Raw genomic sequence first — 26,721 nt, forward strand, 5'->3', positions numbered from 1 at the left:
AGGAGTCCTCACCCGCATGCGGAAGATACTCGTCGTCGGAGCCGGCCAGTCCGGCCTCCAGCTCGCCCTCGGCCTGCAGTCGCACGGCTACGAGGTCACCCTGATGTCGAACCGGACCGCGGACGAGATCCGCTCCGGCCGGGTCATGTCGACGCAGTGCATGTTCCACACCGCACTCCAGCACGAGCGCGACCTGAAGCTGAACTTCTGGGAGTCCCAGGCCCCGAAGATCGAGGGACTCGGCGTCTCGGTCGCCGCGCCCGGCTCGCACGACCCGGGCCCCACCCAGCGGGCCGTCGACTGGGTGGGCAAGCTGGACGGGTACGCGCAGTCGGTCGACCAGCGGGTCAAGATGGCCGGCTGGATGGAGACGTTCGCGCAGCGCGGCGGCCAGCTGGTCATCCACGGCGCGGCCGTCGGCGACCTGGACTACTTCTCCCGCACCTACGACCTCGTGCTGGTCGCGGCCGGCAAGGGCGAGCTGGTGTCGATGTTCGCCCGCGACCCCGAGCGCTCCCCGTACGCCGAGCCGCAGCGGGCGCTGGCGGTGGCGTACGTGCACGGGCTCGGTCCGCGCCCGGAGCACCCGGAGTTCGACGCGGTCCGCTGCAACCTGGTCCCCGGGGTCGGCGAGCTGTTCGTCATGCCGACGCTGACCGTCTCCGGCCGCGCCGACATCCTGTTCTGGGAGGGCATACCCGGCGGCCCGCTCGACGTCTTCCGCGGCGTCAAGGACCCGGCGGAGCACCTCTCCCTGACCCTGGAACTCATGGAGCGGTTCACGCCCTGGGAGTACGCGCGGGCCACCAAGGTCGAACTGACCGACGCGGGCGGCACGCTGGCCGGGCGCTACGCCCCGACCGTGCGCAACCCCGTCGGCCGGCTGCCCTCGGGCGGCCTCGTCCTGGGCGTGGCCGACGTGGTCGTGGCCAACGACCCGATCACCGGGCAGGGCTCCAACTCGGCGTCCAAGTGCGCGGCGGCGTACCTGGCCTCGATCCTGGAGCGCGGCGACAAGCCCTTCGACGAGGAGTGGATGCGCGCCACCTTCGACCGCTACTGGGCCACCGCGCAGCACGTCACCAAGTGGACCAACGCCATGCTGGCGCCGCCGCCGGAGCACGTGCTGAACCTCATCGGCGCGGCCGGGTCGCTCCAGCCCGTGGCGGACCGTTTCGCCAACGGTTTCAACGACCCGGCCGACTTCGAGGACTTCTTCTTCGACCCGGACAAGGCGGCCGCCTACCTGGGATCGTTCACCGGAGCCTGATGGTTTTGCCCCCTTTTGACACCTGATGACGGCGGGGGGACGCTGGTTCAGGTGTGCAGGGGGGACAAGCCATGGAGGAGTTTCCATGAACGGTCGACGTGTACGCCTCGCGGTTCTGGCGCCCCTGGCCGTGTCGTCGCTCGCGTTGGGGGCGGTGACCTTCTCCGCCCCCACAGCGACGGCGGCATCGCCTACCTGTAGCGTCACCGGCACCGACAACCCCAACAACCTGCTGGTCAGCGGCAGGGACTTCAGGCCGAACAGGTCCGTGGCCGTGGAATCCGCCAACGGGTCCGAGGGCAGCGTGAGGGCGGACGCCACCGGTCGCTTCTCCCTGACGGTGACCGACGCGAGCGGCACCGTCAGCGCCCAGCAGATCGGCGGCCCCGTGGTCGGGTGCGGCACGGCCGCGGAGGGGGAGCAGAAGAACGCCAAGGAGCAGTTCAACGAGGGCTTCCGGCAGGGATTCGCGGCCGTGCGGGAGAACTGCGACAGGAGGGAGCCGCAGCGGGGGTTCGCGCGCGTGGACGAGAACTTCGAGCGGGGGTTCAACGCCGGCGTGGACGCGGCGACCAAGCGGTTCTGCTAGGTCTGGCCGGGTCGTCCAGGAGCGGGACGTACGGCACCCAGGATCGGGTGGGCGGCGATCGGTGAGACCGTGACCCGCCCGCCCGGTCGCGGTGCCTGGACGACCTTTCCGTCCCCCACGTACATCGCCACGTGCGTCGCCTCGGGGAAGTACACCACCAGGTCCCCGGGGCGCAGCCCGCGCAGCGGCACCTTCCTGAGCCGGTCCCACTGCTCCTGGCTGGTGCGCGGGACCGGGACGCCCGCCTGGGCCCAGGCCCGCGAGGTCAGCCCCGAGCAGTCGTAGGCGTCCGGGCCCGCCGCGCCCCACGCGTAGGGCTTGCCGACCTGGTCCAGGGCGTAGCGGACCGCGCGGTCGGCGGCCGGTGCGGCGGGGCCGGCGGCGGGCGGTGCGGCCGGGCGGTCGGCGGGCAGGGCACCCGCGGTGGTGAGTTCGCGCTGGGCCTTCGCGACGCCCTGTTCCTCCAGCCGGGCCACGGCCGCGAGCTGGTCCGGGGTGAGGGTGGCCAGCACGCGCTCCACGCCGGCCAGTTTCGTCCGGACGTCGTCGCGCTGCCGCTTCTGCCGGGCGGCCAGGCCGAGCTGGGTGTCCAGGGCCTTGCGGGCCGCGCGGGCCAGGGCGTCCTGGCGCCGTTCCGCGACGGTCAGCCGGGCCACCGTACGGGCCCGTTCGCGCGCCAGCTCGCCGATGACGTGCCCCTCGTCCAGCGCGGCCTGCGGATCGGGGGCGAGGAGGAGGCGGACGTAGGGTCCGAGGCCGCCCCCGTGCTGGTACTGCTGCCGGGCCAGCCGGCCGGCGTCCAGCCGCCGGGACCGCAGGGCCAGCCGGGAGCGGGCGAGTTCGGCGTCCAGCCGAGCCACCTCGGCGCGCTGCCGCTGAAGCTTCTCCGTGGTGGCGTTGTAGGTCTCGGTGGCCTGTTCGGTCTGCCGGTACAGCCGCTGAAGATCCGTCAGCAGCTCAGCCACCGAAGGCTGTTCGCCGGGTGCGGTCAGGGGTGGCCGGGTGTCCGGTGCGGACAGGGGCGGCTGCGGATCCGGCACGGCCGCGGCGGGTACGGGCGCGAGGACGGCCTGGGCCGCGACCGCGGCCGTACCGGCCAGACGCCGGAGCACTGCTGACACGTCATCACCTCCGGGGCGCGGAGGGCGGGCTCTCCGCCGTCCGTCGCACGGTGATAATCAGACGTGTCGGCACACAATATGCGGGAAGGCTGCGCGGTTCGGCCCACCGCTTTCACTCGTTCGTGTCACCCGGCTTGCCGGATCGCGGGGCGTCGGGCGGGGGAGCGGCCGGGGCGGCCGGTGCGGTCGGCTTGGACCAGGGCCACCTGAGCCGTCCGCCGGTGGTGTCGTCCGGGTCGTACCGGTACTTCCAGCCCTGGACCAGCCCGAGCCGCCGGCTGTGCCCGCGCGGCTCGCGCCGGTAGACCAGCACCGTGGGCGGGCCGCCGTCCGGGTCCGGGACGGGGATGCGGTACGTCTTCGGGGGGTGCCCGGTGGGGCCGAGCAGGACGGGCAGCACCCTGCCGTCCATGGGGCCGCCCTCGAAGGGGGTGTCCTGGCTCTTCACGCGGCCGGCACCGGGTTCTCCTCGGCGAGCGTGGCGACGAGAGCGGCCGTCTGCGGGTCGCGCCCCGCGGTGACCTTCAGGACGGCCACGAACTGCTCCACCAGCCAGTCCCGCAGCTCCGCGGGCGGCGGCTGCTTGTCGTTGTCCAGCCAGATCAGGGAGGCCGCCTCCACGGCCGCGATCCACATCCGCACGGTCATGCGCAGCGGCGCGCCGGGCTCGCTGATCTCCATGTGCTGGTAGATGTGCTCGGCGGCGGACCGGCGCACCCCGTCCACGATGGCGGTGGTGCGCTTGGTCTCCACCACGCTGCCGCCCTGGAGCAACGCGCTGAAACCGGTGTCGTGCTGGTCCACGAATTCCAGGTAGCGGTCCAGCACGCGGGACAGGCGGGACAGCGCGGACGTCTCGTTGGGCTCGTCGAAACACTGGTTCAGCTGCTCGGCGGCCGACCCGAGCGCGGCCTCGTAGAGCTGCTGCTTGCCGCCCGGAAAGTAGCGGTACACCAGGGGACGCGAGACTCCGGCCGCCTCCGCCACGTCATCGAGGGACACGTCCTCGGGCGCGCGGTGCGCGAAGAGCGAGAGCGCGGCGTCGAGGAGCTGCGTCTTTCGCTCCTCGACGCTCAGGCGGCGGTATGCGGGGGTGGCCGACTGGGTCATGCCGGTCAGCCTAACCGCCGTCGCGTGGCCGCCATGCGGCGCTCGCGGGTGGCCGGGGCGCACGCGCGCCGCGCCCGCGCCCCCCAAAAGGGCCCGCCGGACCTACGCCAGGAGACCCGACGCCCGCCACAGCCGCCGCCCCACGCCCCGCAGGACACCGATGTCGTCCAGGAAATCGGTCAGGCGCTTCGCACCCGTCTGCATGACTTCCCGCCGGTGCCCACTGGCCTTCACCTGGGCCATCGCCTCCCGCTTGTCCAGACCCACGTTCGTGTACACCTCCGGGTTGACGAAGGCGACCGAGAACACCCGGGCGAACTCGCCGGAGGTGACGCGGGTGAACTCCTGGGACCACTTCGGGGCGGTCACCATCTGGCGCCGCAACTCCTCACGGGCGTACCGGACGTGCCGGGCCTCCTCCACCACGTGGATCCGCGTGACGCCCCGGATCAGCGGCTGCACCCGCTCGTCCGGGAAGGTCAGCCGCTGCATCCAGTCCAGGATCTCCTCGCCCAGCAGCGTGGCGGTGAACGAACCGGGCGTCGTGGAGATGGTCTTGAACAGCCGGCCGAGGTTCTGGTGGGCCCGGCTCACCGGGTACCAGGGCGTGCCGCCGTGCGTGATCAGCCGGGCGAACATCTTGGAGTGCCGGCACTCGTCCTCGATCTCGGTGAGGGCGTAGCGCACGTGCGCGCTCGTCGCCGCCTTGTCGTAGACGTGCCGGACCAGCAGCTGCATCAGGATGAGTTCGAACCAGATGCCGAGCGAGGCCAGCGCCGCGGCCTCGTGCCGGGAGAGCAGGATGCGCTGCTCCTCGCTCATCCGCCGCCACATCGGGGTGTCGTAGAGCGAGACCAGCTCCGGCGGCCAGAACCACTTGCCCTCCTCGAAGGGCGCGTCCCAGTCCAGCTCCTTGTCCGGGTCGAAGGAGTGTTTGGCGGAAGAGGCGAGCAGCCGTTCGGCCACTTGTTCCCGGTCCTTGAGCAGGCCCAGCGCGTCGCGCAGCCCCTCCAGCGCGTCCGCTTCCGTCAGGGTCGTCATGGCTCCCTCACCTCGTTACCCGGGGGTAGTCGTCCTGTTCTTATAAGACTCCTTGTCAGTAAGGCCGTCAATCCCTCGCGCAGGACTTGTTGACCCGGCGACCACGCGTGAGCCTGGGGATATGGGGACCTACGACCTGTACGCGAACGACCCCGGAGACTCCCTCTGGCGGGTACCCGCCACCGGCGCGGCCCGGTTCACCTGGGAGTACGACGACGGACGCGACCGTCTGCTCGCCCTGTACCAGAAGGGCAAGGACAAGCAGTGGGACGGGCGGACCCGCATCGACTGGGACCTGGAGGTGGACCCGTACGACGCCCTCGGCACGCCCGAGGAGGCCATGTCCCTGTACGGCACCCGCCATTGGGGCAAGCTCTCCGACCGGGACAAGGGCGAACTGCGCCGGCACTACGCCTCCTGGCAGTTCAGCCAGTTCCTGCACGGCGAGCAGGGCGCGATGATCTGCGCGGCGCGGATCGTGGAGTCGGTGCCCGACCTGGACGCCAAGTTCTACTCCGCGACCCAGACCATGGACGAGGCCCGGCACGCCGAGATATACGGCCGGTTCCTGCACGAGAAGATGGGCCTGCTGTACCCGGTCGACGACGATCTCCAGGCACTGCTCGGCGACACCCTGCGCGACAGCCGCTGGGACATGCCCTACCTCGGCATGCAGGTGCTGATCGAGGGCCTGGCCCTGGCCGCGTTCGGCATGATCCGGGACACCACGGACAAGCCGCTGCCGAAGCAGATCCTGACCTACGTCATGCAGGACGAGGCCCGGCACGTGGCCTTCGGCCGGATGGCGCTGCGCGACTACTACCGGCAGCTCACCGACGCCGAACTGCGCGAGCGCGAGGAGTTCGTCATCGAGGGCTGCCACCTGATGCGCGACCGGCTGCGCGGGGCGGAGGTGCTGGAGAACTTCGGCATCCCGAAGGCCGAGGCGGAGGCGATCAGTGAACAGTCCGAGTTCCTCCGGCTGTTCCGCAAGCTGCTGTTCAGCCGCATCGTCCCGTGCGTCAAGGACATCGGCCTGTGGGGCGAACGCCTCCAGCGGGCCTACGTGGACATGGGCGTCTTCGAACTCGGCGACTCCAACCTGGACCTGCTCATGGCCCAGGACGAGGAACTGGCCGACCGGCTGGACGCCGAACGCTTCGCCACGGAGGAGCGGGAGCGGGTGGCGGAGGTGGAGGCGGCGATCGAGTCGGGCGCGACGGAGGACTGACGGGCCGCGCGGGCGGTGGGGCGTGCGGGGCGCGGTGGCGGGGGTGTCGGCGCGGTGCAGTAGCGTGCTGGCGTGTCCATGCCTCCGCAGCAGCAGCCGCCGTACCCGGGACCCTACGGGCAGCAGCCCCCGCAGGCCGCCCCCGGCCCGTACGGCTCGCCGTACCCCCAGCAGGCGCCCTACCCGCCGCAACAGCCGTACCCGCAGCAGCCGTACCCGGGCGGGCAGCAGTACCCCGCCGGGCAGCCCTACCCGCCGCAGCAGCCCTACCCCGGCTGGGGCGTGCCGCCCATGGCGCCGCCGCCCAGGAAGCGCCGGGTCGGGCTGGTGCTCGGCATCGTGGGCGCGGTCGTCACGGTCGTCGTCGCCGGTCTCGTCGTGCTCGGCGCGGTGGCCGGGAGCGGCTTCCCGGCGGCGGAGCACAAGCTGGTCCTGCCGCACAGCCTGCTCGACGGCGAGTACACCCTCGCCGAGGACCTCTCCGGCACCGAGGGCAAGAAGGTCGAGGACGAGGCCGACGGCGCCTGGGACGTCAAGGACGTCCACGCCACCGTCGGCCGCTACAGCCCGCCCGGCGACGCCTCCCGATCCATGCTGCTCGTCTCCGGCATGTACGGCCGGTTCAAGCACACCCCCGCGATCCGTCGGGGCCTGCTCAAGGGCGCCGCCGAGGCCGACGGCGTGACGGTGGAGCGGCCCGCGACGGACGTCATCCCCGCCGGCGCCCCCACCCCCGTCAGCTGCCAGGTGCTCACCCAGAAGAGCGCCTCCACCACCCTGACCTACGGCGTCTGCGCCTGGGCGGACGGCAACACGGCGGCCGCCGTCGGCGAGGTCGACCTCTCCGTGCGCGACCCCGACGACGTGGACCTGGCGAAGGCCGCGCGCACCGCCCTGCGGGTCCGCTCCGAGCTGCTGAAGCCCGCCGGCTGACCCCGCGCTCAGCCGCCGAGCACCGCCCGCATCACCTCCTTCGCGATCGGGGCCGCGGTGCCGCCGCCGCTGATCTCGCCCCGGTCCGCCGCCGCGTCCTCCACCACCACCGCGACCGCCACCTCCGGCTCCGGCGCGTCCTCGGACTGCGCCCAGGAGACGAACCAGGCGTACGGCACGCCCGTGTTGCCGACCCCGTGCTGGGCCGTGCCGGTCTTGCCGCCGACCAGCACGCCCGGGAGGGCCGCGTTGGTGCCGGTGCCCTCCTGGACCACCCCGGCCATCAGCTCCGCCAGCCGCGCCGCGGTGGCCGGCCGCATCACCTGCCGGCCGGGCCGGGCCCCGCTCCCGGACAGGAGCGCGCCGCCGTGCCGGGTGGTCCGCTCCACCAGGTACGGCGGACGCAGCACCCCGCCGTCCGCGACCGCCGCCGCGACCATCGCCATCTGCAGGGGCGTGGCCCGCGTGTTGTACTGCCCGATCGACGACAGCGCCAGCTGCGCCCGGTCCACGTGCGGGTCGAAGGTGCTGGGCGCCACGGAGAAGGGGATGCGCACCTCGGTGTCGTTGAACCCGAACGCCTGCGCCGTGGCCACCATGTCCCGCACCCCCACGTCCACGCCCAGCTTGGCGAACACCGTGTTGCACGACCACTCGAAGGCGTCCCGCACCGAGGCGTCCGCGCAGCCGTCGCCCTCGTTGGTCAGCCGGGTGGTGGTGCCGGGCAGCCGGTAGGGGTCCGGGGAGTCGGTGCGCTCGTCCAGGTCCGTGACCACGCCCGCGTCCAGCGCCGCCGCCGCGGTGACCACCTTGAACGTCGACCCCGGCGGATACGTCTGCCGCACCGCCCGGTTGAGCATCGGCTTCTCCGGATCGTGGTTGAGCCGGTCCCAGGCGGACACCACCGCCTCGCTGTTGCCCGACAGCTCCGAGGGGTCGTACGACGGGCTGGTCACCAGCGCCAGGATCCGCCCCGTGGCCGGTTCCACCGCGGCCACCGCCCCCTTGCGCCCGGCCAGGCCCCGGTACGCGGCCTCCTGCGCCCGCCGGTTGAGGGTCGTCACCACGTCACCGCCCCGGCCGCGCGCCCGGCTCACGTCGCTCCACAGCGGCAGCGGGCGCAGCAGCGGATCGGTGCCGGACAGCAGCCCGTCCTCGGTGTGCTCCAGGAACGTGGTGCCGTACCGCTGCGAGGCGAAGCCGGTCACCGGGGCGTACAACGGGCCGTCGGCGTAGGAGCGTTCGTAGCGCAGCTGCTCGCCGGTGTCCACCGAGCCGGTGACCGGACGGCCGTCCACCAGGATGTTCCCGCGCGGCTGCTGGTACCGGGCGATCGCGGCCCGCCGGTTGGCCGTGTTGCCGTCGTACTCGTGGGACCGCACCACCTGCACCCGGGCCGCGTTGGCCAGCAGCGCCGCCAGCAGCAGGGCGCAGAAGGCGCGGGCGTGCCGGATGTACCGGGCCATCGGCCGCCCGCCGTCGGGCAGCGGGCCGTACTCGGTCACGGCGCCTCCCGGCCGTCGTACTGGCTGCGCGCCGAGTCGCTCACCCGGACCAGCAGCGCCACGATCGCCCAGTTGGTGACCACCGAGGAGCCGCCCTGGGCGAGGAACGGCATCGCCATGCCGGTCAGCGGGATCAGCCCGGTCACCCCGCCCGCGATCACGAACACCTGGAGCGCCACGATCGAGGCCAGCCCGACCGCGAGGAGCCGGCCGAACGGTTCGCGCAGCGCGAGGCCCGCCCGGTAGCCGCGCTCCACCAGCAGCGCGTACAGCAGCACGATCGCCGCCAGCCCGGCGAGGCCCAGCTCCTCCCCGGCCGTCGCCAGGATGAAGTCCGACTTGGTGGCGAAGCCGATCAGCGTGGAGTGCCCGAGCCCCAGCCCGGTGCCCAGGATCCCGCCCGCCGCGAAGGCGAACAGGGACTGGGCGAGCTGGTTGGGGCCCTGCCCGGCGTCGATGGTGGCGAACGGGTGCAGCCAGTCCTCGATCCGTCCGCCCACATGCGGCTCCAGCCGTCCCACGGCGACGGCGCCGAGCACGGCGAGCAGCAGCCCGACCGCGATCCAGCCGGTGCGCCCGGTGGCCACGTACAGCAGCACCACGAACAGCCCGAAGAACAGCAGCGAGGTCCCGAGGTCCCGCTCCAGCACCAGGACGCCGACGCTCACCAGCCAGATCGTCAGGATCGGCCCCAGCACCCGGCCGGTCGGGAACTGCAGCCGCCACAGCCGGCGCCCGGTGTACGCCAGCGCGCTGCGGTTGGCGGCCAGATAGGCGGCGAAGAACACCGCGAGCAGCACCTTCGCGAACTCGCCGGGCTGGATGGAGAACCCGGCGATGCGGATCCAGATCCGGGCCCCGTTGACCGCCGGGAACAGGATCGGCAGCGCCAGCAGGACCAGGGCGGCCACCACGCACACGTACGCGTACCGCTGGAGCGTCCGGTGGTCGCGCAGCACCAGTACGACCCCGATGAACAGCCCCACGCCCAGCGTGGACCACACCAGCTGGGTCGGGGCCGCCCGGTCGCCCGGTGTCTCCAGGTCCAGCCGGTAGATCAGGACCAGCCCCAGCCCGTTGAGCAGCACCCCGATGGGCAGCGGCAGCGGATCGGCGTACGGCGCCCGGATCCGCACCGCGATGTGCGCGAACAGGGCGAGCACCCCGAGCCCGGCGCCGTACCCGACGGCACCCGGCGGCACGGTCCCGGACCGGGCCAGCCCCACCGCGCAGTAGCCGTACACGGACAGCAGGACGGCCAGCACGAGCAGGGACAGCTCGACACCCCGCCGCCGGGGAAGACGCACGGCGCGCACGGGAGCGGTGGCCGCCTCCAGAGTGCTTCCGGCCTTGGTCATGTCCGGAACTTACCGAAATGGCACAGTCTGTCCGGGCAGGCGCCCCGGGGCGCGAAGCGCCTCAAGGGGCGCGGGGCTGTATCGATATGCGGCTCCGCCGCGTGGGCGCGGGCAACCACAACGCACCCGCACTCCGCGACGCAGCGAAGCCCCCGCCCCCTACTCGCACCCAGGCAGCCTCACCACGGCAACCGCGCCCCCGTCGGCCGCGTTGCCGAAGCCCAGCGCGGCGCCCAGCACCTCCGCCTGCCCCACCGCGATGGTCAGCCCCAGCCCGTGCCCCATCGCCCCGCCCTCCGTGCGGAACCGCTGCGGGCCGTGCGCCACCAGGTACTCCGGATACCCGGGCCCGTGATCCCGTACGGTCACCACCGGCCCGTCCACGGTCAGCACCACCGGAGGCGCCCCGTGCCGGTGCGCGTTGGCCACCAGGTTGCCCAGCACCCGCTCTAGCCGCCGCCGGTCGGTCTCCACCCACGCGTCCCGCAGGACCCGCACCTCGGTGTCGGTGCCCGAGGCCCGCACCACCCGTTCGGCCAGCGCGCCCAGCGCCTCCGTGCCCAGCTCCAGCCGCTCCCGTCCGGTGTCCAGCCGGGAGATCTCCAGCAGGTCCTCCGTCAGCGTGCGCAGCGCCGCCACCCGGTCCCGTACCAGCTCCGTCGGCCGGCCCGGCGGCAGCAGCTCGGCCGCCGCGTGCAGCCCGGTCAGCGGGGTGCGCAGCTCGTGCGCCACATCCGCGGTGAACCGCTGCTCGCTCAGCAGCTTGCCCTGCAGGGAGGCCGCCATCGAGTCCAGCGCGGCGGCCACCGCGGCCACCTCGTCCTGCGGCCGGGTCGGATCCTTCGTACGGGGATCGTTCACCCGGGCGTCCAGGTCGCCGGCGCTGATCCGGCGGGCCACCCGCGCCGTGCCGTGCAGCCGCCGGGTCACCCGGGTCACCGCGAACACGCCGACCAGCACGGTCGCCCCGATCGCCAGGGCCGACGACCACACGATCGACTCGTCCAGGCCGGCGATGGTGCGGGACTGCTGCGAGTAGTCGACCGCCACACCCAGCGCCCGGTGCCCGGCCACCGGACCCGCCGCCCACATGGCGGGGCGCCCCCGGTAGGTCGCGACCATCGTGCCGCGCTGCCCGGACAGCGCCAGCCCGCGCAGCGCCGGGGGCAGCTCCGCGGGGTCCACCCGGGCGCCCGGCAGCAGCCGGTCCCCGGCCTCGTACGCCTCGGTGGCGTCGGCGAGCCGGGACAGCGCCAGGTCACGGGCCTGGCCCACCGTCTGGTCCGTCACCGAGACGTGCACCAGCACGCCGAGCAGCGCGGCCAGCGCGCAGCACATCACCGTCATGAACGCGGCGGCCCGGACGGCGAGCGCACCGGACCAGTGCGGCAGCGCGAGCCTCATCGCGCGCCCGGGGAGGCCGAGGGGGACGGCGTCCGCCGGCCATGCGGGCCGTCGCCGACGTGCAGGTACTCGTCGCGGGAGAACACCATCGCGCGCTGGCCCGGGTCCCACACCCAGGTGGTGCGGTACTCGTAGCCGGAGGTGTCGGCCGGGGAGCGCTCGATCAGCGCCCGCCCGGCCAGCTCCACCCCGAGGAGCGCGTCGTTGTCGGCCAGCACCTGCACCAGCCGGTGACCCTCGGCGGTGTAGACCCGCACCGCCGTCTGGTTGGTCGGGTACAGCCGGAAGCCCAGCGTCAGGTCCGCCCGGCCGTCCCCGGTCAGGTCCCGGTGGTACGGCTTGAGCAGCGGGCAGCGGTCCCGCTCGCCGCCCGGCCGGCACTGCCGCATCCGGTCCACGGTCGCGTGGTACGTCCCCTTGGGGCCGTAGTCCCCGGGGTGCGCCTTCAGCTCCGCCTCCACGACGTCCACCGGGTCGACCTTCCGGATGTCGCCGCCGGGGACCGTGACGCCCTTGACGGTCTCCCGGGTCGCCACGGCGTACGGGTAGGCCGGGCTGGACGCGGGCCTGAGGTCGGGCCACAGCCGGGTGGGGCTGACGGCGGTCGTGGTCGGCCCGGCGCCGCGCAGGCCGCCGGTGTCCCCGCAGGCCGTCGCCGTCGCCGACAGCAGGGCGACGGCGGCCAGGGCGAGGGCGGTACGGGCGGGTCGACGGGCCGGCATCCCTACATTCTGACCGAAGTCTGCTTTGTGCTGCTTGGTGTGGCGTGTGTGCCGTGGGCGGGGACGCGGCGGGCCCTCCGCCCCGCGTGCCGGCGCGTCCCGGGCTACTCGGCCAGCTCCTCCAGCAGCCGTACGGTCGCCAGGCCCGTCCGCAGGTACTCCACGAACAGCTCGTTGTGCAGCGCCCACGCCGAGCGCCGGGCCCGGATCAGCTGGATCGCCTGGTCGGCCGTGTCGCCCCGCTGGACCAGCGCGTGCGCGACGACCAGCCCCGAGCGGTTGTACCCGTGGTAGCAGCGCACGAGCACCCGGCGCCCGGCGTCCAGCGCGTCGTTCGCCGCCCGGGCCAGCCGGATCACCCCGGCCAGCTGCGTGCCGTCCAGCGGCCCGTCCGGGATCGGCCACACATGGTGCTCCACGCCCGGACCGGGCCCGTACCCGGGCAGCCGCAGCAGCGTCTGCACCACGTCGAACTCGTCTCGTACGACGGCGAGCTCCAGGCGCCCGGACCGGTCCCGGAACTCGTGACCGCCCATCCACAGGCCGGGCACGATCTCGTCCCACGGGCTCTTCGGAGCCGGTACGTCGGGCTGCTTTCCGCGGGTCCGCAACGGTGCCTCCCCAAGTCCCCGCACAGGGCCGCACACCAAGGTAACCGGTCTTGCCCCGGGAGCACCCCGCCTGTTCCCATGGTCGAGGGGTGATGGCATGAGCGGACTGCGCGTGGTGCCGGCCTTCCGGCACGGTCGTGAGCGGCTGTACGTCTGCCGCGCGGACGGAGCCGGCGTGGCCTGGTACGACCGCGGGACGGGCCGGGTCGACCTCCTCGCCGAGGACGAGCGGGACGCCGTCCTCCAGGCGCTGCACCCCTTCCTCACCGGCCCCGTGACCGTGGGCCCGCCCCCGGTCCCGACCCCCGCCGAACTCGCCCGGCTGACCCTGCACCCGGACGACGACCTGGCCCCCAACCGCCCCGGGGAGGCCCTGCTCGTCGCCCTGGACCGCCACCCCGGCCCCGCGCACCGGCTGCGCCCCGACCCGCGACGACGCGCCCTGACCGCCGAGCAGGCCGTGGGCGGGGCACTGGACGGACTGGAGGGCGCCGGCTGGCACACCCTGCACTCCGTCCCGCTGCCCGGCGGCGACCGCATCCACCACCTGGTGATCGGCCCCGGCGGGCTGTTCGCCGTCCACGCCCTGTACGCCCGCCGGGCCCGGGTCCGGATCGTGGATCCCCTGGTCGCCCTCGGCCGCCGCGAGGCCGAGCCGCTGCTGCGCCCGCTGCGCTCCGCCGCCGACCGCGCCTCCTACGCGCTGACCGCCGAGGTCCGCCCGCTGCTGGCCCTGGTGGGCCCGGCCGAGGTGACCGTGGTGGCCCAGCCGCGCGGGGTGCGGATCCTGCGGGAGCCGGAACTGGCGGACCTGGCCCGGCTGGGCGGGGTGCTCAAGCCGGCCGACGTGGAGGCACTGCACGGGATGGCACGGGACCGGAACGTCTGGCTGAGGGTCTGAGACCCGGCCGGTCCGGGCGAGCGCGACACGGCAGGGTGAGGCGGCCGGCTCCGGGTTCCGCGTGGGCCGTGGCAGGGGTTGGCCGGGTCCGGGGTGGGGTGCGGCAGCCGGGCGGCCGGCTCCGGATCGGGCGTGGCTCACGGCGGCCGAGTGGCCGACTCCGGACCGGGCGTTGCGCGCGGCAGCCGAGCGGCCGACTCCGGGTCCAGCAGGGGTGCCATGAGGTCGCCGTGGTCCGCCAGGCGCGGGGCGATGTCGTCGGCCCGGAACTCCAGCTGCGCGGGATTGCGGCAGTCGGCGACCTCCTGCCAGGTCACCGGCGCGGACACCAGCGGGGCCGGGCGGGCGCGCACGGTGTAGGGGGTGGCCGTGGTCTTGCGGGCCGCGTTCTGGCTCCAGTCGACGAACACCTTCCCCGGTCTGAGGCTCTTCGTCATCCGGTGCACCACCAGCCGGGGCAGCGCCCGCTCGGCCTCCACCGCCAGCGCCTTCGCGTACTCGGACGTCCGCTCGGAGGAGCTGCCGCGCACCGCCGCCAGCAGGTGCAGCCCCTTCGACCCGGCGGTCTTCGGGTACGCCTCGATCCCGTCCGCCGCGAGCCGCTCGCGCAGCCACAGGGCGACCTCGCAGCAGTGCACGATGTGCGCGGGCGGCCCCGGGTCGAGGTCGAAGACCAGCCGGTCCGCCTCCTCGGGGCACCGCACCAGCCACTGGTGGGTGTGGAACTCGGCGACGAGGTTGGCCGCCCAGACCAGGCTCGGCAGGTCCTGGACGACCACCATCCGGGCCGGGCTGTCCGGGGAGGAGCGGGGGACCTCGGCGGTGGTGACCCACTCGGGCGTACCCGGCGGCACGTTCTTGGTGAAGAACAGCTGCCCCCCGGGGCCGTCCGGATAGCGCAGGAAGGACACCGCCCGGTCGCGCAGGTGGGGCAGCAGGGCGCCGGCGGTGGTCGCGTAGTAGTGCAGCAGCTCCGCTTTGGTGAAGCCGGTCTCCGGATAGAGCACCTTCTCCAGGTTGCTGAGCGCGACCCGGCGCCCCTCCACCTCTGTGATAGGCGTCATAGGATGACAATCCCAGACAAACCGGAGAAAACGGCGATGGAAGGGTGCGGCACGTGCGATCGATATGGAACGGCGCGATCTCCTTCGGCCTGGTCAGCATCCCGATCAAGCTGGTGAACGCCACGGAGAGCCACGCCATCTCCTTCCGCCAGATCCACACCGAGGACAACGGCCGCATCCGCTACCGCAAGGTGTGCGAACTGGAGGACCGCGAGGTCAGCCAGGCCGAGATCGGCAAGGCGTACGAGGACGCCGACGGCACGATGATCCCGATCAGCGACGAGGACCTCTCCCACCTGCCCATCCCCACCGCCCGCACCATCGAGATCGTGGCCTTCGTGCCGGGCGACCGGATCGACCCGCTCCAGATGGGCGCGGCGTACTACCTCGCGGCCGGCGGCGCCCAGGCCGCCAAGCCGTACACGCTGCTGCGCGAGGCCCTCAAGCGCAGCAACAAGGTCGCCATCGCCAAGTACGCGCTGCGCGGGCGGGAGCGGCTCGGCATGCTGCGGGTGGTCGGCGACGCCATCGCCATGCACGGACTGCTGTGGCCGGACGAGGTCCGGGCCCCGGAGGGCGTCGCGCCGGACGAGCACGTCACCATCCGCGACAAGGAACTGGACCTCGCGGACGCCCTGATGGACACCCTCGGCGAGGTCGACCTGGAGGACCTGCACGACGAGTACCGGGAGGCGCTGGAGGAGGTCATCGCCGCGAAGGCCTCCGGCGAGACCCCGCCCGAGTCCCCGGCCCCGGCCGCCGGCGGCAAGGTGCTGGACCTGATGGCCGCCCTGGAGAACAGCGTCCGGGCGGCCCGCGAGTCCCGGGGCGCGCCGGAGGAGGAGGCGGAGGTCAGACAACTGCGCCGGGACGCGTCGGCACCGAAGGAAACGGGCGCCAAGAAGTCCACGTCGACGAAGAAGACCCCGGCCGCGAAGAAGGCCGCCCCCGCCCGCAAGTCGACGTCCAAGGCGGGGGAGGGGGCGGCGAAGAAGACGGCGTCGGCGAAGAGCACCGCGTCGGCGAAGAGCACGGCAGGGAAGAAGACGGCGACGAAGAAGACGGCGTCCCGGAAGCGGACGGCATGAGGGGAGGCGTGCGCCGGGCCCCGGGATGTCAGGTGGCCGAAGACGCCCGCCGCCCGAGCAGCACCACCCCGCCCCCCGCCACGGCCAGCCCCGCCAGCACCGTGCCGAAGACCGTCGCGCCCGTCGTGAGGCCCACCGCGTCGCTCAGGTATCCCGCGCTCACCGGAAGGAGCCCGGCGGGCAGGTAACCCCCGACGTTCAGCGCCGCGTTGGCCTCGGCGAGCCGCGCCCCCGGCACGGCCGAGTTCAGCAGGGACAGCCCCCCGAGCTGTCCCATCCCCTGCCCGGCCCCGGCCAGCAGCGCCGCCCCGGCCAGCGCCGCGACCGACCCGGTGCGCACGGCCAGGACGAGCGCGGCCATACCGAGGGCGGTGGCACCGGCGCCGTAGGCCAGCACGGTGTGCCGCCCCAGCCGCCGTACCGCGAACTGCACCCCCGTGGCGGACAGGAACATCGCGAACGCCAGCGCCCCGGACACCACCCGGCTTCCCGTGCCGAGCAGCCCCGCCAGCAGCGACGGGCCGAGCGACAGCACGAAGGAGGTGGCGGTGATCCCGGGCGCGAACACAGCTATCCCCAGGGCGAGTTGCCCTCCGGCGCCGCGAGGCACCCCGGGCACCCGCACCCACCCCCCGGCACCGCGACCACCCTCACCGCGCCCCTCGTGAGCGGCGCCCACCGGCATCCGGACCACGACCACCACGGCCGACACCAGCAGCACCGCCTCCACCGCGAACACGGTGACCGCGGGCCCGGGCAGCGTCTCGGACAGCACCCCGGCCAGCAACGGCCCCAGCCCCGCCCCGAACACCATCGCGCAGGAGGCGAGCAGCGCGGCGAGCCGCCGCCGGGCGGGCCCCGCCACGTCCGTCACCGCGGCCATCCCCGCCGAGACCACGGCGCCGACCGCGATACCGGTGCACAGCCGGGCCGCGATCAGCGCGCCGACGCCGCCCGCGGTCGCGAAGACCAGGCAGGCGACGAGCGCGAGGCCCAGCGCGGGCAGCAGTACCGGCTTGCGCCCGACCCGGTCGGAGACGATCCCGGAGACCAGCAGGGACCCGAGCAGCCCCGCGATGTAACAGGCGAAGACCACGGTCAGCGTGCCCCTGCCGAATCCCATCTCGCGCTGCCAGAGCACATACAGCGGGGTGGCCGCGTTGGACAGCACGAACACCGCCGTCACCGGCCAGGCCGCGAGCCACACCCACCGGACGGGCACCTCACCCCCGCCCACCGCTTCCCGGGCACGCTCACCGGCGGTCGCCGTCGTCATGGCACAGTCCTCCCCTGAACTTCGGTACGAGTCAAGTCGTACTTGTACGAGTGGAGTCGAACTTAGCATGCAGTACGATCGGAGTCGTACAGGAAGTCCGCGAGAGGGGAGCCGCAGTTGACCGGGCAGAGGACCGAAGCGACCCAGCCGGCCGTAGGCGTCGAGGAGCGGCCGGAGCCCCCCGGCCTACCCGACCCGCTGCCCGAACCGGCCGCCGCCGACATCAGGCTGGAAACCGTGCTGGGCGCGCTCAGCGACCCGCTCAGACTGCGGATCGTCCGCAAACTCCTCCTGGAATCGGAGGAGTTCGACCACACCTGCGGCTGGTTCGGCCTGGACCGCCCCAAGTCCTCGCTGACCCACCATTTCCGGGCCCTGCGCGAGGCGGGCGTCACCCGGCAGCGCCAGTACGGCCTGGAGCGCCGCAGCCAGGTCCGGGTGGCCGACCTGAACGCCCGCTTCCCCGGCCTGCTGGACCTGGTGGCCGCCTGGACCCCGCCGGACGGCGACTGAGACGTCCCGGGATGCGGACCGCGACCAGGTCCCCGACCATGGAAGTCGTCGCGAGGGGAGGGACAGTCAGGGCCGGGCCGACCTCCTGGGAGTGTGACGATGACCGGTGACAGACCCTCCGCGGCGGCCTGGCGCAACCTGGTCATGGCCACCGTCGGCTTCACCCTCACCTTCTGGGCCTGGAACCTGGTCGCCCCGCTCGCCGCCGACTTCGACGGACGGCTGCACATGGGCGCCTCGGCCCAGTCCCTCCTGGTCGCGGTCCCGGTCCTGGTCGGCTCGCTCGGCCGGGTCCCGGCCGGCGCGCTCACCGACCGCTACGGCGCCCGCCTGATGTTCCCGCTGACCAGCGCCCTGACGATCATCCCGGTACTGCTGCTGATCCCGGCCCGGTCGTCGTACGTGGCCCTGCTCCTCGTGGGCTTCGTCCTCGGCCTCGGCGGCACGACGTTCGCGATCGGCGTGCCGCTGGTCAACTCCTGGTTCCCGCCCGCCCGCCGGGGCGCGGCCCTCGGTGTCTTCGGCATGGGCATGGGCGGGGTGGCGCTGTCCGGCTTCCTCACCCCGCGCATGTACCACCGGGACGAGCACCTGCCCTTCCTGGTCATGGCGGCAGCCCTGGCGGTGTACGCCGTCCTGGCCGCCGTCCTGATCAACGACCGCCCCGACCGCCGGATCCCCTCCACCCCCCTGACCGCGCGCCTCACCCGGGCCGCCGGCCTCCGCGTCACCTGGGAGCTGTCGGCGCTCTACGCGATCGGCTTCGGCGGCATCGTCGCGTTCGGCGTCTACCTCCCCACCTACCTGCGCACCTGGTACGGCCTCAACCCCACCGACGCCGGCACCCGGGCGGCCGGCTTCGCCCTGGTCACGGTGGTCTTCCGCCCCTTCGGCGGCTGGCTCGCGGACCGCGTCCACCCGGCGGTCGTCACGGCGTGGGCGCTGGGCCTGGTGGCGGTCCTGGCGATCCTCCAGTCCTTCGACCCGGTCCTGGTCCCCACCGCCACGGTCTGCCTGCTGCTGATGGCGGCCGGCCTCGGCACGGCCAGCGGCTCGGTCTTCGCCCTGGTCTCCCGGGTCACCCCCCAGCCCCAGGTGGGCAGCGTCACCGGCATCGTCGGCGCGACAGGGGGCCTGGGCGGCTTCGTCCCACCCCTGGTCATGGGCGCCGTCTACACCGCCAAGTCCTCCTACTCCATCGGCTACATGCTCCTGTCCGACCTGGCCCTGGCAGGCTGCGTCTACGCCTACGGCCGCATGCGCACAGCGGGCCCGACCCCGGAACCGGCCCCGACCCCGGCCCACGCACCAAAGGCCCCGACCAGATGAGAACGCGCCGCCACCGGAGGCCCGGCCGGCCCTCCCCGCACATACGCAAAAACCCCGCCACCAGCGTTTCCGCTGATGACGGGGTCTTCAGACACTTCCTGCGAAGTGCCCCCGGCAGGATTCGAACCTGCGCACACGGCTCCGGAGGGCGATTGTGTCCCAGTCGTCTGTGCAGGTCACGGGTGCCGAGCAGCCCGCAGATGTGACCGCTCGTCCACAGATAGTCCACGCCTGGGCTGTCTATACCGCAGGACGCTGGCGAGCATCGCAAGTCGAGCGGGAAGCGGCTGGTCGTGTGCCGCCCGGCTGCCGGGTGCGCTCGAGGTAACCGGTGTCGTAGCCATCTGCGCACGAGGGCCAGAGGGGATGGTGGCGAGCTGGCCAGTGTCACTGTAGCGATCACGGTCCTCCCGAGGTTGCGATACGTTAGGGTGGCGCGGTGAACCATGAGCTTCCTGTGATCAGTCTGTTCTCCGGGGCCGGTGGCCTCGACTGCGCCATCGAGAGCTGCGCTGAGCCACCGCTGGTCCAGGACGGCTCCGGGTCTCCGCTACGTGTCGCGGTTGCCACTGACTATGAGCAGACCGCTCTGGATACACTGTCGGCCAACTTCCCGCACACCAAGACGCTGTGTGGGGATATCCAAACGATCCCGACCGCAGAGTTGCTGGAAGCCGGCGGGCTGAAGCCCGGCGATCCCACCCTGGTCATCGGTGGTCCTCCTTGTACGCCGTTCAGTAAGTCCGGATTCTGGATCGAGGAGAAGCGCAACAGCGCCGATCCCAATGCCTCCCTCCTTGACGAGTACGTCCGTGTGGTTCGGGAGAGCAAGCCCGAAGCCTTCATCCTGGAAAATGTGCAGGGCCTGACGTACAAGACCCATCAGGCTCAGTTCGACCGACTCATTGCGGGCCTTAAGGATGCGGGCTACAACCCGACGTTCCGTGTGCTCCTTGCGGCCGAGTATGGGGTTCCGCAGCTCCGCAGGCGAGTATTCGTTGTGGGGCGACGTGACGGTAAGGCTTTCCACTTCCCCGAAACCACGCACTCTGGCGAGTCGGAGCGGGATCGGGTGATTGATCACACCAAGATTCCGTTCACGAGTCTTCGCGAGGCACTTGCCGGACTGCCGGACGTTCCTGAGGCTGGAGAAGTTGTTGAGGGAACCTACGCCGAACTCGCTGCGGAAGTTCCTCCTGGGCAAAACTACCTATGGCACACCGACCGATATGGCGGTCGCAACGAGTTCAAATGGCGTAGCCGCTATTGGACCTTCCTGCTGAAGGCGGACCCAGACCGCCCTTCTACGACGCTGCAGGCTCAGCCAGGTCCATGGGTCGGACCATTTCACTGGGAGAACGTGAAGAACGCGAACGGGGAAGAGCGAGCGCGTAGGTTTCGCGTTGCCGAAATGAAGCGGATCATGACTTTCCCTGATGAGTTCGTTTTCACCGGAGTGAAGCGCGAGGTGCAGCGGCAGATCGGTAATGCCGTCCCGGTGGAGTTGGGGAAGGTCGTCGTCCGGGCCCTGATGGAACAACTCGGCTATCTTGATTCTCGCGGTACTACTATTCCTAGCCAGGCTGGACACGAACAGCTTGAATTGATCTAGAGCGGCATGGGGGGGCAATGGGAATAACAATTAAAAAGAGCACGGCGGAGCAGGTTTTGAGGAAGGCGTACGAGGCGGCCGCTTCGGATGATGTATTCCTCGAAGATTGGATATTTCTGGCTACTTCGCTACGCGAGGTAGATGCTCCAAGGACTTACACGGCTGCGCTTGTGACAGCACTGCTCGCGCGTGCATGTGATGACAGGGTTGACCCACGCTCTATCAAAGAGAAGTACGACGATCGCGCCTTCTCTCTGCGTACCCTTTGCCACGGTGTAGTGGTTCCGATGTCCGTAGAACTTGGATTTGATCTGGGGGCTACGGGCCGCGAGCCGATCAACAATCAGCCATTCTTCCGTTACGACCATTACAGCGAGATCGTCAGGGTCCAGACGAAGGCGCGCCCCTATCTGGACCGAGTAAGCAGTGCCCTTGCTAGGGTCGATGAAGAAGACTATTCCACTGAAGAGTCGTTCCGAGCGCTTGTCGCTGTCTTGGCCGTGTGTATCTCTGTGGCGAACAAAAAGCAGCGCGTTGCCGTCGGGAGTGCCATCGTCGAGGCGAGCCTAATCGCTGAGACTCAGAGCTTCGTTGTGAGTGGCCACGACGTTCCACGAAAGCTGCAGGCTTGTGTTGCGGCTGGCCTTGACATGGTCTACAGCGAGGTCGTCTCGCGGAGGATCAATGACCCTTCTCGCGACTTTCCTGGTGACGTCCAAGTGATTTTGGACGGCGATCCATTGCTTACCGTTGAAGTGCGTGGAAAGAGCGTGTCGTGGGAGGGGCTTGAGCAATTCGTCAGCAGTGCAACGTATGCCGGCTTCCGACGAGTTGCGCTCATGGTCGATGCGGCGTCGCACGTGTCGCTTATGTCGGCCGATGATCTGACCAGCGCGCTTGAGCGGAAGTACGAGTGCATCGTCAAGGTGAACGAGAGCGTGTCGAGCTTCCTGCGTGACGTATTCGTCTGGTCGCCTCGCGACGTCCACTCGATTCTTTCGGCCTTTCCTGAGGCAATGTATCGCCGCATGATAGAGATCGAGGTGCGGGAGCCGGAGTTGGATCGGTGGGCTGAGATCTTCCCTGAAACGTGATGTGATACTGCGCGGCTAACTTACGGCCGGCCTGACGCTTAGCGGCGATCGGGCCGGCCTATGTCGTAGGCACCAGAATCCGCCCTAGATCATGGAGAGCGCCGAATGAAGATCATCTCATTCTTCAACCACAAGGGTGGCGTAGGAAAAACCACCCTCGTTTACAATATCGGAATCGCACTCGCGAAGAAGAAGCGAGTCCTTTTCATCGATGCCGACGCTCAGGCTAACCTCACTAGTGCTGCCATCCCCGTAACTAATGTCGAGTCGCTCTTCGATACCGGAAAGACAATCTACTCGTGTCTTCGTCCGGTGGTTGAGGGCTCCGGGGCGTTGGAGATTATTTCTCCTGTGCGGATCAGGGATACAGCTTGGATCCTACCGGGAGACATCCGATTGAGTGAATATGAGGAATTCGCTCCTACTGGGTGGACCGAAGCCCTTGCGGGGCTCCCTCGGGGATTTCAGGTGAGCACCGCCTTCTATCGACTCATCACCGAGACCGCTGCGCTGGTCTCAGCAGAATATGTCTTCGTTGACCTAGGACCTAATGTTGGTGCACTGAACAGAAATGTAATTATCGGGTCCACCGGGTTTGTTGTCCCGCTCGCGCCTGATCTGTTCTCGCTGACGGCCCTTCCGAGTGTCGGTAAGAGTGTCGCCAACTGGATCGGCGAGTGGGAGATCGCTAAGGCTCAGGCAGAAAGAAGGAAGCTTTCGTTCGGATTCGAACTCCCGCCGGGCCTGCCAAGTCCACTGGGGTATGTGAGCCAGCAGTTCACGGTATACCGGGACCAGCCTGCCGAAGCCTATAAGCACTGGAACGACCGCATGCCCGTCGCCTACCAGACCGGCATCGTGGAGGCATTGGAAGGCGCAGGCTCTCTCCCTCCTGCTTCTGGTACTTCTATCGGGGAGGTGCCGAACCTCTCAAGTCTGGTGCCCATCGCTCAAAGGACGCATAAGGCAGTGTTTGAGCTGAACGGGAGTGAGGCACGCGGCGCGCATTACACACGCGCGCGCAATGCGATTCATCTTTTTAGTTCTCTTGCCAACGAGATCTCCGAACGAGCTGATGAAGTCGCAGGCAGGTAACTCATGCTAATTGTCTTGGATACGAACCTTCTTCCTCGCCAGGGGAAACTTCGTAACGTCTCCATTTCTACGCTGCTCCGGGTCGCTGGTACGTTGAGTTCAACCGTCGCCATCACGAGTACGGTTCTCTCAGAATCGGTCAATGCAAGACGTCACGATGCTGAAGAGGCTTTGGATCGGCACGCCAAGGCTGTATCGGATCTGTCAAAGTACTGCCAGATCGATTCCTACTACGTTCCATCGCTCGATTCGATCGTTCAAGAATGGAAGGACGATCTAGAAGAAACCTTTGTCGTTCTGGAGCTCGATGGCGAGGATGCTAAAGAGGCGTTACTCCGAGAAGCGGCGAGACGGAAGCCGGCCAAGGCGGACGGGACAGGAGCCCGCGATTCTGCTATATGGTTGTGTATTAAGAGGAGGCATCTTGCGGGAGCGCATGCTACCCATTTTGCTTCGAATAACACGGGTGACTTCGGCACGAAGAAGGGGGACCCGTCTCTTCATCCCGATCTCCTTGGAGAATTGGGTGGCCGCGCTGAAGATTTCCATTATCACACCAGCATCAATTCGGTGATTGAGGAGCTGTGTGCCCGGACTCAGGTTTCTATCACCTCAGCATCGTTCCCGGAAGATGTTCTGCTCTCGATTGTCGAGCAAGTGGTGGCTCACCATGATCTGACTGATTTCCCAGATTTCGTAGACCGCAGTCCGGAAGACTTTGGTCCTGTCGAGTCTCTGGAACTCGCCGAAATGCGTGTTCGTAGCGCATACTCTGCGGGCGGGGTCAGAGTTGGATTTCTCACGACGTCGTTCGTGATGCCGCTCGCTGTCGACGTGCATGAGTCGCTCGGCACTTCGGTCTCTGGCCGATTGGGAGGTTGGTTCGAACTGGCGGATGACGCAGTGGTGGTTCGTTTTGATGTGACCCTGTTGAGGGAACTTGCTCGCAACCGCCCTTGAGGAGCGGAGTGGCTAGAGATGGCCGATCCGAATGGTCTGTCCGACTTGCGGCCTCGGCTCGCTCTCTTGGCTGGGGCAGAGGCTCGGCGTCTGCTCATGAGGTCGGTGGAGCGGCTTTGGGCTGGAGCTGCTTTGGGGCGAGTGATCATGGCCCCGTAAGCTTCCGGCGAGTCGGGCAGTCTGTTGACCTGCCCGTTAAAGCACGACGTTGGGGCCATGATCTTAGAGGCTCGCCCCAAAGTGGCTGCCTAAAGCCGTGGAGCCGGCCGCCCCAGCCACGACGTGGTTCTGACCTTGGCGTCGCCCTCTCAGTCCAGCCCCGGCCTGGTCTTCGCCCCCTTGGGCGCGGGCGGGCGACGGCGCGCGGCCCCGGTGACGAAGGCAAGGAGGGGCGGCGCGGCGGCGACCGTCCGGCGCCGCCGCGCTGTGCGCGGCACCTTCGATCTCCCGATCGAACTGGTTGCAGTTCCAGGAGGCCGGGCACGACCGCGAGCGAAGCGAGCCTTGATGATGTAGAGAAACTTCCACCGCGCCACGATCCAGAGCGTCTGACCAGGGCTGTCCGTCTGTCCGTCTGGTCCGCTACCGTGCGTTCCATGTCATCTGCTTTGGACACGCCCCAGAGGGCGGCCGAACTGGCTGAGTCCCTGTTGCCTCCGCTCGGAAACCGCTGGTTGCACACCCAAGCTGTCGCCCAACGCGCTCGCGAGGCTTCGCCGGCCGTGGCCGAAGATGACCGTGACCTCCTGGTCGCTGCAGCATGGCTCCACGACATCGGTTACGCGCCGGAAGTGCGGGACACCGGTTTCCATCCGCTCGACGGTGCGCGCTACCTGGAAACACTCGGTGCGCCTTCACGCCTCGTGCGGTTGGTCGCCCACCACTCAGGCGCCGTGTATGAGGCTGAGCAGCGCGGTCTGACTGCTGAACTGGCCGTGTACGACCGGGAGGACTCGCCGGTCCTGGACGCGTTGATCTTCGCCGACATGACCACTGGTCCAGCGGGGCAGTCGTTCGACTTTGACCGGCGTATTGGCGAGATCTTGGTTCGGTACGAGCCGGGCAGCGAAGTGCACACCGCGATCAGCAAAGCTCGGCCGTACCTTGGCGCCGCTGTTGACCGTACGCGCGCGCGTCTTGCGGATCAGCCGATGTAGGGCTCGGGCTGGCCAGCCAAGCCGTGATCGATCCGCATGCGCATGGACGGGTGGATGTTCAGCTCGTCCAGCTTGCTCGGAGCGACGAACGCCACTTCCTTGCTCTCGCTGCTCGTCCGTACTTCGCCGCCCGTGATTCGCGCCCGGAAGCAGATGGAGAACTGCTGCCGGACTTCGCCGTCGTCGTATGCCATGACGTGCGCCGGATTCGTGTAGATGCCGACTAGGCCGGTCACCTCCACGTCGATCCCGGTCTCTTCCTTCGTCTCGCGCACGGCTGCGTCGGGCGCTGACTCGCCAACATCAACGCCGCCTCCAGGTAGCGCCCAAAGGTCGTTGTCCGTCTTGTGGATCAAGAGGACTTCACCAGCATCGTTCGTGACCACCGCCGTGACCGAGGGAACGATGCTGTTCGCCTTCGGGGCGTTCGGATCGTTGAAGTAGTCGACTCGTGCCATGCACCTAGCGTCGCATGCCTCGGTGCTGAAGTGATGGGCTACGCGGGCCGTCCTCGCTCCCATGCGTAGTCGAAGCTCCGCATGTAGTGCCGGAAGGTGCGGGCACCGGGGAGGTAGCGGAAGTGCAGGACCGGGTTCTGTCCCGCCGGCGCACCGAGGACGTGTGGGTTCACCAACACGTCATCGTCGAACCGATAGACCGAGTTGTAGAGGATCGTGTCGTGCAGTCGAACCTCAACACCTGGCGTGGTCATCGCCGGTTCGAGGTAGCGACGGGTGATCCGTGCGCGTGCCGCCAGATCACCGCCGATGCCTTCCTCCTCGCCCCGCTGCCGGACGGCTTCTGATTCTGGGTCGCCCAGCAGGATGCGCACTTGGGCGCCGGCCTTCGCCTTCTCCGCCAACAGGTCGGGCAGGTCCGGGTGGTTGTCGAAGAGGAACAAGCCTGCATAGACCAGGATCCCGACTTGGTCTGTCGCCTTCTCGATGAGCGATGACCACAGCGGCGCGGGAACCGCGCCTCGGTGCGGGTAGTACGTGATCAGCTCGGAAGTGCTGGCCGTCTCAGTCTGCTTCTCAACGGAGGGCCAGAGGTACACCTCGTCAACGCCCAGGAAGCCAGCGGCCTTCCATCGGTGTCCTCGGTGTGGTGTACGGCCGGTGGTGATCCACCGCTCAACACTCTTCGGGTCTACGCCGACGTGCTGAGCAACCGACTGGATCGTCTCGCCCTTCGCCGAAATCGTCGCGCGCAGACGCTCGTTCGCCATAACGTGCCCTTCTCTGGGACGCGCTGGGGACGTTTTGACGATACCTCAGACGTCCCTAAACGTCCATACGGACCGTGATGTGTCCACCACCTTTCGCGGTCTCCTGATCTCACTGCCGAACAAGGCGGTTCCGACTCCCGAAAATCAGGAGACAGACGATGCGTCAGATCCCCGTCGACACGAACGGCGCGACCCTGATGGTTGCCCAGCCCCCGCAGCCCAAGTACTCCGACCGGAAGACCCAGACACGCGCCGTCGACACCCAGACCGGCGAATTCCTGATGACGCTGGACCTGCTGTTCGTCATGAACGGCAACGCCGAGGTCATCACCGTGTCCGTGGGTGAGTCGGGCATTACCGGTGAACTCACCATGGGCACCCCGGTCGGGCTGACCGGCCTGATCGCGCGGCCGTGGGAGAACGAGTTCAACGGCCAGAAGCGGCACGGGATCTCGTTCCGCGCGGTCGCGGTCACCTCGCTGGTCGACACCTCCGTGAAGGCGGCCTGA

At 69.8% G+C, this 26,721-nt stretch carries 27 protein-coding genes; 14 read left to right on the forward strand and 13 right to left on the reverse strand.

The annotated features are described in order from the left end of the window. Positions 1-16 precede the first annotated feature (16 nt). Together IH25_RS0116490 and IH25_RS0116495 are read left to right on the forward strand one after the other, a co-directional pair. Entirely contained in the window at positions 17-1,270 is a 1,254-nt protein-coding gene (locus tag IH25_RS0116490; RefSeq protein ID WP_030609935.1) for a styrene monooxygenase/indole monooxygenase family protein, read from the forward strand. An 85-nt stretch (positions 1,271-1,355) separates the two neighbouring features. Next, entirely contained in the window at positions 1,356-1,859 is a 504-nt protein-coding gene (locus IH25_RS0116495; RefSeq protein ID WP_030609950.1) for a hypothetical protein, read from the forward strand. On the opposite strand, the gene IH25_RS0116500 is transcribed toward IH25_RS0116495, so the two are convergent. The 4 genes from IH25_RS0116500 to IH25_RS0116515 all read right to left on the reverse strand — a co-directional run bounded on the left by IH25_RS0116500 (position 1,856) and on the right by IH25_RS0116515 (position 5,131). Further along, on the reverse strand, positions 1,856-2,980 hold the full coding sequence (locus tag IH25_RS0116500) for a C40 family peptidase (protein WP_030609953.1): 1,125 nt from the start codon (positions 2,978-2,980) through the stop codon (positions 1,856-1,858). The genes IH25_RS0116495 and IH25_RS0116500 overlap by 4 nt on opposite strands. A gap of 112 nt (positions 2,981-3,092) precedes the next feature. Beyond that, positions 3,093-3,428: a hypothetical protein gene (locus IH25_RS0116505; RefSeq protein ID WP_030609956.1), complete on the reverse strand. Its 336-nt coding sequence runs from the start codon at positions 3,426-3,428 to the stop codon at positions 3,093-3,095. After that, the gene (locus IH25_RS0116510) at positions 3,425-4,090 is read right to left on the reverse strand and encodes a TetR/AcrR family transcriptional regulator (RefSeq protein WP_030609958.1); all 666 of its coding nucleotides are present in this window, start codon (positions 4,088-4,090) and stop codon (positions 3,425-3,427) included. The genes IH25_RS0116505 and IH25_RS0116510 overlap by 4 nt, the downstream gene beginning before the upstream one ends. Positions 4,091-4,192: 102 nt before the next feature. Then, complete coding sequence (locus IH25_RS0116515) at positions 4,193-5,131, reverse strand: AurF N-oxygenase family protein (protein ID WP_030609963.1); 939 nt, start codon at positions 5,129-5,131, stop codon at positions 4,193-4,195. A 121-nt stretch (positions 5,132-5,252) separates the two neighbouring features. On the opposite strand from IH25_RS0116515, the gene IH25_RS0116520 reads away from it, so the two are divergent. Further along, on the forward strand, positions 5,253-6,362 hold the full coding sequence (locus tag IH25_RS0116520; RefSeq protein WP_030609966.1) for a ferritin-like domain-containing protein: 1,110 nt from the start codon (positions 5,253-5,255) through the stop codon (positions 6,360-6,362). Between the two features lie 78 nt (positions 6,363-6,440). After that, a complete protein-coding gene (locus tag IH25_RS0116525; RefSeq protein ID WP_245172804.1) occupies positions 6,441-7,295 on the forward strand; it encodes a hypothetical protein in 855 nt (284 codons plus the stop codon). Positions 7,296-7,303: 8 nt separating this feature from the next. Here the strand turns inward: IH25_RS0116525 and IH25_RS0116530 are convergent, their stop codons facing one another. The 5 genes from IH25_RS0116530 to IH25_RS0116550 form a co-directional block, all read right to left on the reverse strand. Further along, complete coding sequence (locus tag IH25_RS0116530; RefSeq protein WP_030609971.1) at positions 7,304-8,761, reverse strand: penicillin-binding transpeptidase domain-containing protein; 1,458 nt, start codon at positions 8,759-8,761, stop codon at positions 7,304-7,306. Between the two features lie 35 nt (positions 8,762-8,796). Then, the gene (locus IH25_RS0116535; protein WP_030609973.1) at positions 8,797-10,158 is read right to left on the reverse strand and encodes an FtsW/RodA/SpoVE family cell cycle protein; all 1,362 of its coding nucleotides are present in this window, start codon (positions 10,156-10,158) and stop codon (positions 8,797-8,799) included. Positions 10,159-10,317: 159 nt separating this feature from the next. Next, complete coding sequence (locus tag IH25_RS0116540) at positions 10,318-11,562, reverse strand: sensor histidine kinase (protein ID WP_030609976.1); 1,245 nt, start codon at positions 11,560-11,562, stop codon at positions 10,318-10,320. Next, positions 11,559-12,284 carry a hypothetical protein gene (locus IH25_RS0116545; RefSeq protein ID WP_030609980.1) on the reverse strand — a complete coding sequence of 242 codons (726 nt, stop codon included), beginning with the start codon at positions 12,282-12,284 and terminating at the stop codon, positions 11,559-11,561. The genes IH25_RS0116540 and IH25_RS0116545 overlap by 4 nt, the downstream gene beginning before the upstream one ends. A gap of 104 nt (positions 12,285-12,388) precedes the next feature. After that, positions 12,389-12,895: a protein-tyrosine phosphatase family protein gene (locus IH25_RS0116550; protein WP_030609983.1), complete on the reverse strand. Its 507-nt coding sequence runs from the start codon at positions 12,893-12,895 to the stop codon at positions 12,389-12,391. Between the two features lie 97 nt (positions 12,896-12,992). On the opposite strand from IH25_RS0116550, the gene IH25_RS0116555 reads away from it, so the two are divergent. Next, positions 12,993-13,796 (forward strand): nuclease-related domain-containing protein, encoded by an 804-nt coding sequence (locus IH25_RS0116555; protein ID WP_030609985.1) that lies wholly within the window; start codon positions 12,993-12,995, stop codon positions 13,794-13,796. A gap of 137 nt (positions 13,797-13,933) precedes the next feature. Here the strand turns inward: IH25_RS0116555 and ligD are convergent, their stop codons facing one another. Continuing rightward, positions 13,934-14,860 (reverse strand): non-homologous end-joining DNA ligase, encoded by a 927-nt coding sequence (ligD, locus tag IH25_RS0116560; protein ID WP_051753963.1) that lies wholly within the window; start codon positions 14,858-14,860, stop codon positions 13,934-13,936. 53 nt (positions 14,861-14,913) lie between these two features. Between ligD and ku the strand changes: the two genes are divergently transcribed. Further along, positions 14,914-15,948 (forward strand): non-homologous end joining protein Ku, encoded by a 1,035-nt coding sequence (gene ku / locus IH25_RS0116565; RefSeq protein WP_030609989.1) that lies wholly within the window; start codon positions 14,914-14,916, stop codon positions 15,946-15,948. Between the two features lie 28 nt (positions 15,949-15,976). On the opposite strand, the gene IH25_RS0116570 is transcribed toward ku, so the two are convergent. Beyond that, positions 15,977-17,224, reverse strand: coding sequence for an MFS transporter (locus IH25_RS0116570; RefSeq protein WP_037655053.1), 1,248 nt, complete (start codon positions 17,222-17,224; stop codon positions 15,977-15,979). A 117-nt stretch (positions 17,225-17,341) separates the two neighbouring features. Here IH25_RS0116570 and IH25_RS0116575 point away from each other — a divergent pair, with 117 nt between their 5' ends. The 7 genes from IH25_RS0116575 (at position 17,342) to IH25_RS0116595 (ending at position 24,984) form a co-directional block, all read left to right on the forward strand. After that, positions 17,342-17,737, forward strand: coding sequence for an ArsR/SmtB family transcription factor (locus IH25_RS0116575; protein WP_030609992.1), 396 nt, complete (start codon positions 17,342-17,344; stop codon positions 17,735-17,737). A gap of 99 nt (positions 17,738-17,836) precedes the next feature. Beyond that, positions 17,837-19,066 carry an MFS transporter gene (locus tag IH25_RS0116580; RefSeq protein WP_051753964.1) on the forward strand — a complete coding sequence of 410 codons (1,230 nt, stop codon included), beginning with the start codon at positions 17,837-17,839 and terminating at the stop codon, positions 19,064-19,066. Between the two features lie 439 nt (positions 19,067-19,505). Further along, positions 19,506-20,678 (forward strand): DNA cytosine methyltransferase, encoded by a 1,173-nt coding sequence (locus tag IH25_RS0116585; RefSeq protein WP_037655055.1) that lies wholly within the window; start codon positions 19,506-19,508, stop codon positions 20,676-20,678. 17 nt (positions 20,679-20,695) lie between these two features. Then, complete coding sequence (locus tag IH25_RS0116590; RefSeq protein WP_078844274.1) at positions 20,696-21,772, forward strand: restriction endonuclease, SacI family; 1,077 nt, start codon at positions 20,696-20,698, stop codon at positions 21,770-21,772. A 105-nt stretch (positions 21,773-21,877) separates the two neighbouring features. After that, positions 21,878-22,867, forward strand: coding sequence for a ParA family protein (locus IH25_RS39480; protein ID WP_078844275.1), 990 nt, complete (start codon positions 21,878-21,880; stop codon positions 22,865-22,867). Between the two features lie 15 nt (positions 22,868-22,882). Further along, positions 22,883-23,827, forward strand: coding sequence for a PIN domain-containing protein (locus IH25_RS40685; protein ID WP_157846978.1), 945 nt, complete (start codon positions 22,883-22,885; stop codon positions 23,825-23,827). Positions 23,828-24,423: 596 nt separating this feature from the next. After that, positions 24,424-24,984, forward strand: coding sequence for an HD domain-containing protein (locus IH25_RS0116595; protein WP_030609996.1), 561 nt, complete (start codon positions 24,424-24,426; stop codon positions 24,982-24,984). Here IH25_RS0116595 and IH25_RS0116600 read toward each other — a convergent pair. Both IH25_RS0116600 and IH25_RS0116605 read right to left on the reverse strand, forming a co-directional pair. Next, the gene (locus IH25_RS0116600; protein ID WP_030609997.1) at positions 24,972-25,442 is read right to left on the reverse strand and encodes an NUDIX hydrolase; all 471 of its coding nucleotides are present in this window, start codon (positions 25,440-25,442) and stop codon (positions 24,972-24,974) included. The two genes, IH25_RS0116595 and IH25_RS0116600, sit on opposite strands and share 13 nt — an antisense overlap. Before the next feature lie 38 nt (positions 25,443-25,480). Further along, positions 25,481-26,212 (reverse strand): XRE family transcriptional regulator, encoded by a 732-nt coding sequence (locus IH25_RS0116605; protein WP_030609998.1) that lies wholly within the window; start codon positions 26,210-26,212, stop codon positions 25,481-25,483. Positions 26,213-26,370: 158 nt separating this feature from the next. Between IH25_RS0116605 and IH25_RS0116610 the strand changes: the two genes are divergently transcribed. Further along, a complete protein-coding gene (locus IH25_RS0116610; RefSeq protein WP_030610000.1) occupies positions 26,371-26,721 on the forward strand; it encodes an SCO3933 family regulatory protein in 351 nt (116 codons plus the stop codon).

The organism is Streptomyces achromogenes subsp. achromogenes, from assembly GCF_000720835.1.
Classification (GTDB): domain Bacteria; phylum Actinomycetota; class Actinomycetes; order Streptomycetales; family Streptomycetaceae; genus Streptomyces; species Streptomyces achromogenes.

Coding starts and splice junctions, on each gene's coding strand:
- IH25_RS0116490 (WP_030609935.1), top strand. CDS start 17: ATGCGGAAGATACTCGTCGTCGGAGCCGGCCAGTCCGGCCTCCAGCTC.
- IH25_RS0116495 (WP_030609950.1), top strand. CDS start 1,356: ATGAACGGTCGACGTGTACGCCTCGCGGTTCTGGCGCCCCTGGCCGTG.
- IH25_RS0116510 (WP_030609958.1), bottom strand. CDS start 4,090: ATGACCCAGTCGGCCACCCCCGCATACCGCCGCCTGAGCGTCGAGGAG.
- IH25_RS0116515 (WP_030609963.1), bottom strand. CDS start 5,131: ATGACGACCCTGACGGAAGCGGACGCGCTGGAGGGGCTGCGCGACGCG.
- IH25_RS0116520 (WP_030609966.1), top strand. CDS start 5,253: ATGGGGACCTACGACCTGTACGCGAACGACCCCGGAGACTCCCTCTGG.
- IH25_RS0116525 (WP_245172804.1), top strand. CDS start 6,441: ATGCCTCCGCAGCAGCAGCCGCCGTACCCGGGACCCTACGGGCAGCAG.
- IH25_RS0116530 (WP_030609971.1), bottom strand. CDS start 8,761: ATGGCCCGGTACATCCGGCACGCCCGCGCCTTCTGCGCCCTGCTGCTG.
- IH25_RS0116535 (WP_030609973.1), bottom strand. CDS start 10,158: ATGACCAAGGCCGGAAGCACTCTGGAGGCGGCCACCGCTCCCGTGCGC.
- IH25_RS0116540 (WP_030609976.1), bottom strand. CDS start 11,562: ATGAGGCTCGCGCTGCCGCACTGGTCCGGTGCGCTCGCCGTCCGGGCC.
- IH25_RS0116545 (WP_030609980.1), bottom strand. CDS start 12,284: ATGCCGGCCCGTCGACCCGCCCGTACCGCCCTCGCCCTGGCCGCCGTC.
- IH25_RS0116555 (WP_030609985.1), top strand. CDS start 12,993: ATGAGCGGACTGCGCGTGGTGCCGGCCTTCCGGCACGGTCGTGAGCGG.
- ligD (WP_051753963.1), bottom strand. CDS start 14,860: ATGACGCCTATCACAGAGGTGGAGGGGCGCCGGGTCGCGCTCAGCAAC.
- IH25_RS0116570 (WP_037655053.1), bottom strand. CDS start 17,224: ATGACGACGGCGACCGCCGGTGAGCGTGCCCGGGAAGCGGTGGGCGGG.
- IH25_RS0116580 (WP_051753964.1), top strand. CDS start 17,837: ATGACCGGTGACAGACCCTCCGCGGCGGCCTGGCGCAACCTGGTCATG.
- IH25_RS0116590 (WP_078844274.1), top strand. CDS start 20,696: ATGGGAATAACAATTAAAAAGAGCACGGCGGAGCAGGTTTTGAGGAAG.
- IH25_RS39480 (WP_078844275.1), top strand. CDS start 21,878: ATGAAGATCATCTCATTCTTCAACCACAAGGGTGGCGTAGGAAAAACC.
- IH25_RS0116595 (WP_030609996.1), top strand. CDS start 24,424: ATGTCATCTGCTTTGGACACGCCCCAGAGGGCGGCCGAACTGGCTGAG.
- IH25_RS0116600 (WP_030609997.1), bottom strand. CDS start 25,442: ATGGCACGAGTCGACTACTTCAACGATCCGAACGCCCCGAAGGCGAAC.
- IH25_RS0116605 (WP_030609998.1), bottom strand. CDS start 26,212: ATGGCGAACGAGCGTCTGCGCGCGACGATTTCGGCGAAGGGCGAGACG.
- IH25_RS0116610 (WP_030610000.1), top strand. CDS start 26,371: ATGCGTCAGATCCCCGTCGACACGAACGGCGCGACCCTGATGGTTGCC.